Origin of the sequence: Limnothrix sp. FACHB-406, assembly GCF_014698235.1 — a bacterium.
GTDB lineage: Bacteria > Cyanobacteriota > Cyanobacteriia > CACIAM-69d > CACIAM-69d > CACIAM-69d.
The window spans coordinates 44,812-57,063 of record NZ_JACJSP010000005.1; the positions used below are offsets into that span (position 1 = coordinate 44,812).

Here is a 12,252-nt window from a genome sequence, read left to right on the forward strand (position 1 = left end):
AATTGCTGAACTGCCCTAGCCCACCAATGACCATACTGATCATGATCGGTGCAAATACTGTCAGCCACCAAGCTTGGTTTGCATAAGCCTGCAATCGTCGATTGTTTGGATCTTTTTTGAGGAAAAAAAAGGGATTAGAGTCCCACTTTAAATCAGGGTGAATTGTCTTTAGTTCAGCTTGGAGCGAAAAGGGTTTGAAATAGCTGAAATAGAGTAACCGCAGGGCAGAGCGAACCGATCGCCCAAACTGCGCCCAAGCCTTAGCCTGCTTTGGTTTATTTCTCATTACTTGGCTCCAATAGTCGATTTGGCAACTCGATTGCGCTGTTGATCGCTTCTTGTACCTGCGGCGATTTCCAGGCTCCAATTGCGATCCCACCAATGGCGATGAGGATGATCATTCCTGTCGCGATCGTTCCTGCTTCATCCAGCTTTGCCCCCAGCCACATTGCCAACTGCCCCGCCGTTTTGGGCATCCACAGCAGCGCCGCTACCAGTTGCTTTCCTCGCCCCGGCCGCGGCTCCGACGGCAGCTCCACCGATCGCGTTTGCGCCAAAAACTTTTGATGGGCCCAATCCAGCGTTTTGCCCTCACGCCGCGATCGCCACAAGCAAGCCCCCGCCTTTTGCAACAGCTCCGGCGCATACCCCTCCGGTTGCTTCACCCACCTCAGCGCCGCCGCCTTGTCCGCAGCGCTCAACCCCGCCCCAGGACAACTCAACAGTGCCTCCGCCTCCTGCCGATTCAGCGGACACAAATTCACCTTCTGCAACACATTGAAAAAGTCCGATGTGATCTTCTTTTCGCGGCTGTAAATCTCCACATCCCGCCGCGAAGCCACCACCAACAACAGCGGTGAATTTTGGGTCAGCGATCGCCACCCATCATAAAAATTCATCCCAAACTCCTCGGGATGATCCATCGCATCTTCAAAATCATCCAGACAAATCAACCAGCGCCAACCCGCCAACCGCAACGCCGCCAACACCGGCTTGATGCAACTGCCATCCTGGGCGCTGTCTTGGTTGACCGTGGCGATCGCCCGTTGTACTTCCGTTGCGATCGAGGAGTTGCCCTGAATCACCGGCTGCCCCAACAAATCCTGCAAAATCCGCTGATGAAACCCATTCACCGTGCGGCATCCGGGATCTTTGAGTGATACCCCCGTCACCACCCAAGTGCCCAGATGGTTGGCCTGGGCAATGGTCGCCGCCTGGGTTGCAAAGTAGTGCAGCAACGACGACTTGCCCAGCCGCGCCGCCCCATGCAGGTTCACACAACGCGGCGATTCGCAAAACAGATGAGATTCAATGTCGCTGATGGTATCGTTGCGTCCGACCAGCTTGGCACGATCGGCGATCGGCTGGCCAAAGGTGAACGGAGAGCCGGTCGAAGCAGAGGAGGATGGGGGCACGATCGCGATTCCCACAAAAATTTGTGACAATCTTAGCCTCGTTGCTTCACTGAGGGGCGATCAGACCAGCAACTCTGCCCATCCTAACAACCTCACCAAGGCGCTAGTCGATCGTGAGGGGCAAGGAGCCTAACCCCCTTGTCTACGATGATTTGGGGCATAACGAGTAGGGTGGGCACTGCCCACCACATATTTCGCCAAAACGACATCCATTCTCAAAACAATGATCGCCGCTTCTCGAAGTGCAATCAAATTACTTTAGCGATGGGCTATGGGCGGAGGTGGGCATTGCCCACCCTACAGGCTCAACCCAACCTACTCGACTACTCAACTAAAATAGGGTCATGCCTGCTAAAGATCTCTATCACCAAACTGTTTGCAATGCCCTAATTGATGATGGCTGGACGATTACGGATGATCCCTTGATTCTAAAAATTGGTGCGCGATCGGTCTTTGTCGATTTGGGTGCAGAACGCCTAATTGCGGCTGAACGCGGTTCTGAAAAGATTGCGATCGAGATTAAAAGCTTTCTCAGTGCCTCTCTTGTCAGCGATCTCGAAAATGCCTGGGGACAGTTTTTTATGTATGCTCGCGCTCTAGAGAAACGCGAACCCGATCGAATTCTGTATTTGGCCGTGACTCAAGAAACTTTTAATACGATTTTTCAAGAGCCGATCGGTCAACTTTTATTAGAAGAACCGGGTTTTCATTTGGTTGTTTTTGATGCAAAAACGGAGAAAGTTGCAGAATGGAAGCCTTAGAAGTCAAGACAATTCCTAACCTCGACCAATGGCGATCGCTCCTAGAAAAAATCCTTAGCGATTATGCCAAGTTGCCCTATCGCTATGGAGATGTGGCAACCTATTTGGTGGTTGACCAAGATCGCAATCATTTCCTGCTCATGCAAGAAGGCTGGGAAGAGAATCGACGAGTGCATGGCTGCCTAGTTCATGCCGAAATTCGGAACCAAAAAATCTGGATTCACTACGATGGCATTGAAGGCGGGATTGCTAATGAGCTAACAGAGTTGGGAGTTCCGAAAGATCACATCGTCTTAGCTTTCCATGCTCCCACCGTTCGGCAATATACGGGCTACGCGATCGATTAATCCCAGCAAGAATTAGCTGTGACCGCGTTGGGTTTCGCACTGCTCAACCCAACCTACTCGACTTAATCAGGTGGATGACGATTGATAGACTTGAGTAGTTTTCGTAAGTTCACCACACCTGATCGATTTAGCTTCAATGCTTCGACAGTTGCTCGCCCGATCGGTGTTAAGCCAATTGCCAAGCTACAGTCTTCATTCCAAGCAAAGTGCTCGTTCCACACCTGCTGTCGAGGATTGAATAAACCGGTCATCTGTCCAGTCAAAGGATCGATCGCAGAGATTTTATTATATTTATGATTGTTGCAACCCTGACAAGCCAAGGCTAGGTTCTCTAAAGCTGTTTCACCTCCTTGACTGACAGGAATAATGTGCTCAATGGAAAATGCCTGTAGTGCAAACTGAACTTGGCTACGACAGTACTCACAGCAGTTAGCAGCGCGTATTTCAACGGCTGTACGAATTGCAGATGAAATTTGACGACTCATTCAATAACTGTCGGTAGTTGAAGTAGACCTAGATCAATCATGAGTTGATCTAAGGAAGTCTGTCGGAGTTGCGCTAGTTGCAGCAAGTTCCCTAAACGCTCGGCTTCTAGATTTTCGATGCGATCTCCTAGCGTAATTAACTCTGAATATTCTTCTGATGTCAGAGCATTTGCATCGCGCTGGATCAATAAATAGTGATAACGCTCTTGCAGCTCTACAGAAATCGCCTGATTAATCGCCAATAGCAATCGAGATTCATCAGCACTCAGGATGACTGGGCGTTTCTTTGTCGCATTGGGAACAGATGGCCATGCTAGAAACAGCGATCGAATTAATTCGCCGATTAAGATCAATCGATCGCGCACTGACCAAGTAGCAGCCTGTGATCGTAAATCCTGAAGGTTCATAGTGCTTGGTCAATCTCCTGACTTGAAAAATTTGTCTTCCTGGAATCAATAATTGCTTATGAAATCTGGATATTGGTTGTAGTAGGCTTAGTACCGATCAATCTAACTTGCTCAACTCATTGATGGTAGCGATATCGCCTCTTGTTGAATGCGATCGCGCCATTCTTCGCGAATATTTTTGAGGGTGACAACATCAACCGGGCAATTCAACAAGTCCGATAAATCCTGAATACAGCCAATTCGATCGAGCAAACTGCGATCGGGTTCCATCTTCACCAAGAAATCGATATCACTTCCGGCAGTTGCTTCGCCTCGGGCCACAGAACCAAAAATGCGAATGTGGCTGATGCCATGTTCCGCCGCGATCGCCTGGATTTGCTCACGGTAATGAATCAGGCGCGATCGCAACAGCAGCGTTGCGGGGGTGACTGAAGGCGTGATCGCTAGCATGAATCGGGTGGGATGTCGGGGCAATGGGTCGATCGTAGCAAAGGTCGTGGGGGCGATCGCGGCGGGCCGTGGAATCATAGACAGTAGTGTTTAGCCCCTGCCCGATCGCATGAGTCTGCTGTCTCTGAAGAATGCCCACAAGGATTTTGGAATCAAGGAAATTCTGCGGGATGGAACCTTTAGCATTGAGCCGACGGACAAAATTGGCTTGATTGGCACCAATGGTTCGGGCAAGTCCACGCTCCTGAAGATGCTGGCGGGGCTGGAGCCGATCGACCGGGGCGATCGGCTGGTGAACCCCAACTATCGGCTGGTCTATTTGCCCCAAGATCCGCCCCTCGATTCCGATCGCACGGTGCTGGAGCAGGTATTTGCCGATAGTGGCGAGCAAATGGCGCTGGTGCGGGAATACGAGGATTTGTCCCACCGGCTGGGCCACACTACGGGGCCGGAGTTGGATTTGGTGATGGCGCAGTTGGCCAGCCTGGGCGACAAGATGGCGGCGGCGGGTGCTTGGGAATTGGAAACCCAAGCAAAAATCGTGCTGTCTAAGTTAGGAATCGAGGATTTTGAAGCAAAGGTAGGGACACTTTCTGGGGGCTATCGTAAGCGAATTGCCCTCGCGGCGGCGCTGTTGGCCCAGCCAGATTTGTTGTTAATGGATGAGCCAACGAACCATCTGGATGCGGATTCGGTGAACTGGTTGCAAGATTATTTGCGCCAACAGTTTCGCGGGGCGTTGTTGTTGGTAACGCACGATCGCTACTTTCTCGATCGGGTGACAAATCGGATTTTGGAACTCGATCGCGGCGATCTGTTCAGCTATGCCGGGAATTATGGCTATTACCTGGAGAAAAAGGCAGAAGCGGAAACGGCAGAAAACAGCCGTCAGCGGAAATTTCAAGGGGTTTTGCGGCGGGAGCTAGAGTGGCTGAAGCGCGGCCCGAAAGCTCGCAGCACCAAGCAAAAGGCCCGGATCGATCGCATCCAAGACATGCGCGAAACGGAGTTCAAAGCCAACCAAGGCAAGGTGGAAATTGCCACGGCGGGTCGGCGGATCGGTAAGAAGGTGATCGAGCTGGAGAAGTTGACCTATGAAGTGGGCGATCGGGTCTTGATTCGCGATTTCACCTATCAATTTTTGCCGGACGATCGCGTGGGGATCATCGGCGGTAATGGGGTGGGTAAATCAACGCTGATGAACCTGATCATGGGTAAGTTGGAACCCACGGCGGGCCAGGTCGATCGTGGTAGCACGATCCAAATTGGCTATTTTGATCAGCACTCGGATGACTTGTCTGATAAGGGTGATATGCGAGTGCTGAATTACCTGAAGGAAACGGCGGAACTGGTGAAAACCGCCGACGGGCAAATCATCACCGCCTCGCAAATGTTGGAGCGGTTTCTGTTTCCGCCCGATCAACAATATGCGCCGATCAGCAAACTTTCGGGGGGCGAACGGCGGCGTTTATTCCTGTTGAAGGTGTTGCTGGAAGCGCCAAATGTGCTGATTTTGGATGAACCAACCAACGATGTGGATGTGCAGACCTTGGCGGTGTTGGAAGAATATTTGGAGGAGTTTAATGGCTGCGTGATTGTGGTGTCGCACGATCGCTACTTTCTCGATCGCACCGTTGAAAAAATCTTCGCCTTTGAGCAAGCCGGTCAGATTCGCCAATATCCCGGCAACTATTCGGTGTATTTGGATTTGCGATCGCCTGATCTGCCCAGTGATACTGCCGAGAAAAACGGGCGATCGGCTGAGAAGAAGGCTAGTGCAACAACCACGACGGAGCCGGATCAAGGCAATTCATCCAAGGGGCGATCGCGCAAATTGTCCTATAAAGAAAAGCGCGAACTGGAACATTTGGAAACCCATTTACCCCAGTGGGAAGAGGAAAAAGCGACCATTGAAAAACGCCTCTATGAAAATCCTCCCAGTGGCTATAGCGAGGTCGAAAAATTATCGCAAAAGCTGGCGGATCTCAGTCACCAAATTGATCAAGGAACCGAGCGCTGGCTGGAATTATCTGAGCTGGCTGAATCCTAGGCTTCAGAATTTGATGCTGACCACCTGAGACAAGGGGCTTAAGCCCCTTGCCCCGACAATTTAGCTAATCGTTTGATTGAGATCTTCTATAGTAGTGATTGAAGGTTTCTCGCCGTTTTCCTCGCTGTTTTCTGTGTCACACACCATGGTTTTTGCACCGTCGCTATCGGCTACTCGCCCCGATTGGGAAGAGATCGCCCGGGAATTTGTGAACGCCTTGGGCGATCGGGCGGTGATTCGCCGCAAAGATGAACTGCTGACCTACGAATGCGACGGGTTAACCAGCTATCGTCACCGGCCAGCGCTGGTGGTGTTGCCCCGCACCACGGAGCAGGTGGCAGCGGCGGTCAAGCTCTGCAATCGGTTTCGTGTGCCCTTTGTGGCGCGGGGGGCGGGCACGGGCCTCTCCGGTGGCGCACTCCCGATCGAGGACTCGGTGCTGATTGTCACGGCGCTGATGAAACAAATCCTGAAGGTGGATTTGGACAATCAACGGGTGGTGGTACAACCGGGGGTGATTAACAATTGGGTGACGCAGGCGGTGAGTGGTGCGGGATTTTATTATGCGCCCGATCCATCGAGTCAAATTATTTGCTCGATCGGGGGAAATGTGGCGGAAAATTCCGGCGGGGTTCACTGCCTCAAATATGGCGTAACCACCAACCATGTTTTGGGTCTGAAATTGGTGTTACCCGATGGGGAAATCGTAGAAGTGGGCAGCGCCGTGCCGGAAATGCCCGGTTACGATTTAACAGGAATTTTTGTGGGTTCTGAAGGTACGTTGGGTATTGCCACGGAAGTTACCTTACGAATTCTGAAAACCGCCGATGAAATTGCTGTTTTGCTGGCCGATTTCACCAGCATGGATGCGGCGGCTAAAAGTGTGGCCGATATTATTGCCGCCAAGATTATTCCTGGTGGCATGGAAATCATGGATAACCTCAGTATCAATGCGGTGGAGGACGTGGCTAAAACCAATTGCTATCCCCGCGATGCAGAGGCGATTCTATTGGTTGAATTGGATGGCTTGGCAGTCGAAGTGGAAGCCAATGCCGATCGCGTGGCCCAAATTTGTCGCGAAAATGGCGCGCGAAATATTGCGATCGCCACGGATCCCCAGGAACGCTTAAAACTCTGGAAAGGTCGCAAGTCCGCCTTTGCTGCCGCTGGCCATGTCAGCCCCGATTACTATGTGCAGGATGGTGTTGTACCGCGCGGCAAATTGGTTTGGATTCTGCAAGAAATTGCCAAACTGAGTGAGGAATACGGCTATAAAGTCGCCAACGTGTTCCATGCAGGCGATGGCAATTTGCACCCGTTGGTTTTGTACGATAAGTCCGTGCCGGGACAACTGGAAGCCGTGGAGGAAATGGGCGGCGAAATCCTCAAGCGCTGTGTGCAAGCGGGCGGCACAATCTCCGGTGAGCATGGCATTGGGGCTGAGAAGCGCTGTTATATGCCCGATATGTTTTCGGCGGCGGATCTGGAGACCATGCAATGGCTACGATCGGCCTTTGATCCCTTGCGTTTAGCCAATCCCGACAAGGTATTTCCCACGCCCAAAACCTGCGGTGAAGCGGCGAATGCTCAGGCTCCAGCGCAGCGATTGGTTGAGGGAGTCGATCGCTTCTAAATACCCATCGCTAAAGAGCCATCCGGCCGGGAATCAATGAGTAGGGCAGAGATGGGGCGATCGAGCAATCTTGAATCAAGAACTCGATCGCCCGTTATCCCACCGCTTGCTCATCACTCATTGGCGCGATCGGGACTCATGACCTGGGGTTTCACCTGTAATGACAGGTTTTGTCCGTTGCGATTGATGGCAAAGGTGAGAGGACGGGTTATGCCCGTGGCTTCCACCATTTGCTGCACTTCGCTGGGATCTTCCACCACCTTGCCATCAATCTGAAACACCGTGTCTCCGGGGCGCAAACCCGCTTCCGCAGCGGGCGATCGGGGCATCACTTGCACAATCAGCACCCCCGCATCCAGTTCGATTTTGGCGTTGCTGTTCGGGTCTTCGTTGATCTGCTGCTTCAGTTCGGGCGTGAGCTTCACCATCCGCACCCCCACGAAGGCGTGATCTGCCCGGCCCTTGGCCACCAGTTGCTCGGCAATTTGGCGGGCCCGATTGATCGGAATCGCAAAGCCAATCCCCTGGGCCCCTCGGATGATGGCCGTGTTCATGCCAATCACGGCTCCCCGCTCATCGATCAGCGGGCCGCCGGAGTTACCGGGGTTAATGGCTGCGTCGGTTTGGATGAAGTTCACCCGCTTGTCCGGTACGCCGACCTGATTGCTCGATCGCCCGGTGGCACTAATAATTCCGGTGGTGACTGTGTTGTCCAGCCCCAGGGGGTTCCCGATCGCGATCGCCCATTGTCCCGGTTGCAACTGGTCAGAGTTGCCCAAGTTAACCGTCGGTAAATCCTTCGCGTTGATTTGCACCACCGCCACATCCGTCAGGGAATCCGCCCCAACCACCTTGCCGTCAAACTTGCGCCCATCCTTCAGGGTCACGGTCACCGAAGTGGCTCCCTCCACCACGTGGGCATTGGTGAAAATTTTGCCGTCATTGGTCACCAGAAAGCCCGAACCGGAGCCACGGGTTTCTCGCTCCTGGGGGGCGGGCCCTTCTTCTCCAAAGAAGCGACGGAAAAAGGGATTGCTAAATTCACCGGGAATTTCGTTCCGAACGGTGCGGGCGGAGTCAATGCGCACCACGGCTGGCCCCACGCGATTGACCACGGTGGTGACGAAGTTGCCAGGGTTGTTGGCATTGGCGGCAGATCCCAACGGCAGCGACACCGGCACGGAACTGGTGTTGGGCAGGGAGGCCGGCTCGCCCCCATTGGCTAAAATTCCCCAAGCATTAGGCGACACCATCCGCACCCCTGCCAAAGCCGCCCCCGCCCCAAACAGGATTAGGGAAACGTAGAGCAGGGCCTTCGATCCGCCGCCGGAACGATTGGGGGGATTTTGAAATTGCACCCGATCGGGGCGATCGTTGGGAGATGTCATGGCAGCTTTCGGCAGTCGAAACGTCATCGGGCTGTGTCCTTATCCATTCTGGCCTGTTTGACCCCAATCTAGTCAGCTTGTTTGACGGGGTTATGGTACAGACATGACGCGGTGATGACGCTTGCGCGGCAAACAGTTCATGCTAAGCCAGCGGAGAGCCACGTTTAGGCCATGATAACGAGGGGATTGCTGGATCTTGATTGCTGGATCTTGCTGTCCAGATCTCCTACTTTGGGTTCTTATCCGCTGACGCTATGGCTCCTTTGGTATCTCCCCCGCAACCTGAACCATCCGCCCATTCCCGATCGCCCCGCTTGAGTCCACCCAAGACCCCCACTTCCCCCAAGCTGCCCGCTAGTGGGCCCGATTGGTGGCTGTTGGCCCGCCAGCGCTCCGTGGTGCAGCGGGCCCTGCGTACCTCGCTGTTGGTGGGCACGATCTTGGTGGGCATTAATCACGGTGATGCTCTGCTGCGGCGCGACTGTCCGCCCGATCGCCTCGCCAAAATTGGGCTAACTTACATGGTTCCCTATTTGGTGGCCACCTTTGCTTCCGTTTCCACCCTGCGGGAATTGGGGCGATCGCCCATGGCCGATCGCGAGGAAAACGGTAACTAGGATCCCGCCTGATCCCGCAGCCGTCGCAATTCCGCCTGGAGCCGTTCCACTTCTTGGCGCATGGCATCCAGATTGGCCCCACCATTGGCCGGATCTGCGCTCACTTCCGCGTCCAAAATTTCAATGCGGCGCGGCTCTTGGCCGGCGGATGGCTCGCGGCTGGGGGCGCTGTCTTGGGATTGTTGAATCAGGGCTTCCACGGCGCGGCGAGCTTCTTCGGTGGACATCTCGCCTCTTGCCACCATCTCATCGGCCAGTTGTTGCAGTTTGCTGGGCAAGTCGGTGAAGGTTTCACTGGCCTTTTCACCGGCATAGCTGGCAAGGCCAACACCCAAATACAGGGCTTTTTGCACCAAGTTACCGAAGTCAGGCATGTTGCTTGCTCCTGAGAAAACGGGTCGATCGAACGGATGGGCAAAATCGAGCGGCGGCCGGAGCCAAACCAAGGGCCCAGCACCGGGGCAAACCCGCCAAGGATTCGCATCCAGCCTAGCGCGGGAGTTCCCCGATCGCGCCGTTCTTTCCAGCGAATTTCGGGTAAATTCAGGGCCAATCAACGGCTATGGTGTTGTCGAGATTGGGCAAGCGGCAACGGTTGTCTGGCTTGTTGTCTGGCTTGTTGTCTGGATCATTACTGGATCATTATCTGGCTCATCGATAGATCACGATCAATCACCTATAGGATCATCAGGATCATCTTCATCCATAAATCATCCATCGATACTGGTATCGATACGGGTAGAGAGATACTTGTAGAGCGTTGTTGAACACGATCGATTCCTGGTCAAAATTGCCAGGGATGGCCAAAACGCTTGTTCGCCCGGCGGTTTTGCGGCTGAATGGGCGATCGTCTGCCCTGTTTGCTCTGGTCACTGGCTCCGCTTGCTGGCCCAGTTTGCTTGAGCAATTTGCTGGCGAAATGGCTTGTTTTTGCTGCTTGTTTCCGCTGTTTTCTTCTGTTGCTCTTTCTTGTTGTTTTTTGAGGAAATTCCTGTGGTTGCCGTTGCGATTCTTGCGGCCGGTAAAGGCACGCGCATGAAATCTGATTTACCCAAGGTGTTACATGAATTGGGGAGCAAAAGCGCGATCGCCCGAGTCTTGGATAGCCTGTCTCAATTATCGGTCGATCGATGCCTGACCATTGTTGGCCATCGAGCAGACTTAGTGCGATCGCACCTGGCCGCCTGGCCGCAAATGGAATTTGTGGAACAACGGGAACAACAAGGAACCGGCCACGCCGTTCAACAATTACTCGCTCCTTTAGCGGACTATGAAGGCGATTTGCTGGTGCTGAATGGGGATGTGCCGCTCTTGCGCCCAGAAACCCTAGCCAACCTTCTGAAAGTTCATCAAACTCACCAAAATTCTGCCACCATTCTGACAGCACAACTGGCGAATCCCCAGGGCTACGGTCGCGTTTTTTGTGATCAAAATCTGATTGTCCAAGAAATTATTGAAGACCGAGATTGCAGCCCTGAGCAACGCCAAAATTGCCGAATTAATGCCGGAATTTATTGTTTTCGCTGGTCGGCATTGGCGGCTTTTTTACCCCAGCTCAAAAATGACAATAGCCAAGGGGAATATTATTTAACCGACGCGATCGGGGCCTTGGATCCGGTCATGGCTTTGGATGTGGCCGATCCGGAGGAAATTTGGGGATTTAACGATCGGGTGCAATTGGCGGCGGCGGCCCAGGTGTTGCAACGACGCACCAAGGAGCAATGGATGCGATCGGGCGTGACCCTGATTGATCCCAGCAGCATCACGATCGACGATACGGTCACCATCGGCCCCGACGCGATCATTGAACCCCAAACCCATCTGCGCGGCCACAGCTCGATCGGAGCCGGAGCCAGAATCGGCCCCGGCTCACTGATTGAAAACGCCACGATCGGGGACGGCTGCCAAGTGCTCTATTCCGTGGTCACCGACAGCGAAATTGGCCCTAACAACCAAGTGGGGCCCTTTGCCCATGTGCGCGGCCATGCCAGCACGGGCCCCGATTGTCGCCTGGGGAACTTTGTGGAACTGAAAAATGCGCAATTGGGCAGCAACACCAAAGCCTCCCATCTGTCCTATTTGGGTGATGCCACCTTGGGCGATCGGGTCAACATCGGCGCAGGAACGATCACGGCGAACTACGACGGCGTGAACAAACACCGCACCGCGATCGGCGATCGCAGCAAAACCGGTGCCAACACAGTGCTGGTGGCTCCCGTCACCATTGGCCAAGACGTGACGATCGCCGCCGGTTCCACGGTCACCGAAGACGTGAGCGACGATGCCTTGGTGATTGCCCGATCGCGCCAAGTTGTCAAACCCGGTTGGCGCTTGCCCAGTGCCGACTAGGCTCGTATTCCAAATAGCTGTTGATGAACCTCTTCCCATCGGGCGCTATTGAACTGCTGCAGTTCCTAGCGCCCGATGTTTTTTCAGAATGATTTTCAGAGTGATTTAAGGAAAATTTTAGAAAAATCTGCCAAATTACCGACTCAGAATGGCTTTTTCTCTAAAAAATACCTGGAGCATCGCCATTTCGAGAGCAGCTTGGCGCAAGCCCCGTCGCTGACGGGCTTGAAGAAGCTCAGTGACACAATGCACGCCTGATGACGATCTCGATCGCAGCGAGTAAAGATTTGTATCACAGAATACGGTCTATTGCGATCGCCTTGATCTTCCGCAATGATCACGCTTTCTTA

The 12,252-nt window shown here is 53.5% G+C and carries 12 protein-coding genes; 6 read left to right on the top strand and 6 right to left on the bottom strand.

Annotated elements, in window-relative coordinates:
* Positions 1–275: 275 nt before the first annotated feature.
* Positions 276–1,445, bottom strand: a complete 1,170-nt coding sequence (locus H6G53_RS06890) for an ATP-binding protein (protein WP_190531659.1) — start codon at positions 1,443–1,445, stop codon at positions 276–278.
* A 314-nt stretch (positions 1,446–1,759) separates the two neighbouring features.
* Here H6G53_RS06890 and H6G53_RS06895 point away from each other — a divergent pair, with 314 nt between their 5' ends.
* Together H6G53_RS06895 and H6G53_RS06900 are read left to right on the top strand one after the other, a co-directional pair.
* Positions 1,760–2,176: an element excision factor XisH family protein gene (locus H6G53_RS06895; protein WP_190531661.1), complete on the top strand. Its 417-nt coding sequence runs from the start codon at positions 1,760–1,762 to the stop codon at positions 2,174–2,176.
* On the top strand, positions 2,164–2,523 hold the full coding sequence (locus H6G53_RS06900) for a XisI protein (RefSeq protein ID WP_190531663.1): 360 nt from the start codon (positions 2,164–2,166) through the stop codon (positions 2,521–2,523). Before H6G53_RS06895 ends, H6G53_RS06900 begins: the two co-directional genes overlap by 13 nt.
* A gap of 62 nt (positions 2,524–2,585) precedes the next feature.
* Here H6G53_RS06900 and H6G53_RS06905 read toward each other — a convergent pair whose 3' ends face one another.
* The 3 genes from H6G53_RS06905 to H6G53_RS06915 form a co-directional block, all read right to left on the bottom strand.
* Positions 2,586–3,008 carry an HNH endonuclease gene (locus tag H6G53_RS06905; protein ID WP_190531665.1) on the bottom strand — a complete coding sequence of 141 codons (423 nt, stop codon included), beginning with the start codon at positions 3,006–3,008 and terminating at the stop codon, positions 2,586–2,588.
* The gene (locus H6G53_RS06910) at positions 3,005–3,415 is read right to left on the bottom strand and encodes a hypothetical protein (protein ID WP_190531667.1); all 411 of its coding nucleotides are present in this window, start codon (positions 3,413–3,415) and stop codon (positions 3,005–3,007) included. The genes H6G53_RS06905 and H6G53_RS06910 overlap by 4 nt, the downstream gene beginning before the upstream one ends.
* Positions 3,416–3,526: 111 nt before the next feature.
* The gene (locus H6G53_RS06915) at positions 3,527–3,829 is read right to left on the bottom strand and encodes a nucleotidyltransferase family protein (protein ID WP_370567795.1); all 303 of its coding nucleotides are present in this window, start codon (positions 3,827–3,829) and stop codon (positions 3,527–3,529) included.
* A 145-nt stretch (positions 3,830–3,974) separates the two neighbouring features.
* Here H6G53_RS06915 and H6G53_RS06920 point away from each other — a divergent pair, with 145 nt between their 5' ends.
* Positions 3,975–5,915 carry an ABC-F family ATP-binding cassette domain-containing protein gene (locus H6G53_RS06920; protein WP_190531669.1) on the top strand — a complete coding sequence of 647 codons (1,941 nt, stop codon included), beginning with the start codon at positions 3,975–3,977 and terminating at the stop codon, positions 5,913–5,915.
* 145 nt (positions 5,916–6,060) lie between these two features.
* Positions 6,061–7,548 (top strand): glycolate oxidase subunit GlcD, encoded by a 1,488-nt coding sequence (glcD, locus tag H6G53_RS06925; protein WP_190531671.1) that lies wholly within the window; start codon positions 6,061–6,063, stop codon positions 7,546–7,548.
* 113 nt (positions 7,549–7,661) lie between these two features.
* Here glcD and H6G53_RS06930 read toward each other — a convergent pair whose 3' ends face one another.
* The gene (locus H6G53_RS06930; RefSeq protein WP_199309156.1) at positions 7,662–8,963 is read right to left on the bottom strand and encodes an HhoA/HhoB/HtrA family serine endopeptidase; all 1,302 of its coding nucleotides are present in this window, start codon (positions 8,961–8,963) and stop codon (positions 7,662–7,664) included.
* 227 nt (positions 8,964–9,190) lie between these two features.
* On the opposite strand from H6G53_RS06930, the gene nrtS reads away from it, so the two are divergent.
* Positions 9,191–9,553, top strand: a complete 363-nt coding sequence (gene nrtS / locus H6G53_RS06935) for a nitrate/nitrite transporter NrtS (protein WP_190531673.1) — start codon at positions 9,191–9,193, stop codon at positions 9,551–9,553.
* On the opposite strand, the gene H6G53_RS06940 is transcribed toward nrtS, so the two are convergent.
* Positions 9,550–9,927 (bottom strand): phasin family protein, encoded by a 378-nt coding sequence (locus tag H6G53_RS06940; RefSeq protein WP_099532858.1) that lies wholly within the window; start codon positions 9,925–9,927, stop codon positions 9,550–9,552. The genes nrtS and H6G53_RS06940 overlap by 4 nt on opposite strands.
* Positions 9,928–10,546: 619 nt before the next feature.
* Here H6G53_RS06940 and glmU point away from each other — a divergent pair.
* Complete coding sequence (gene glmU / locus H6G53_RS06945; protein ID WP_190531675.1) at positions 10,547–11,902, top strand: bifunctional UDP-N-acetylglucosamine diphosphorylase/glucosamine-1-phosphate N-acetyltransferase GlmU; 1,356 nt, start codon at positions 10,547–10,549, stop codon at positions 11,900–11,902.
* The last annotated feature ends 350 nt before the right edge of the window (positions 11,903–12,252 follow it).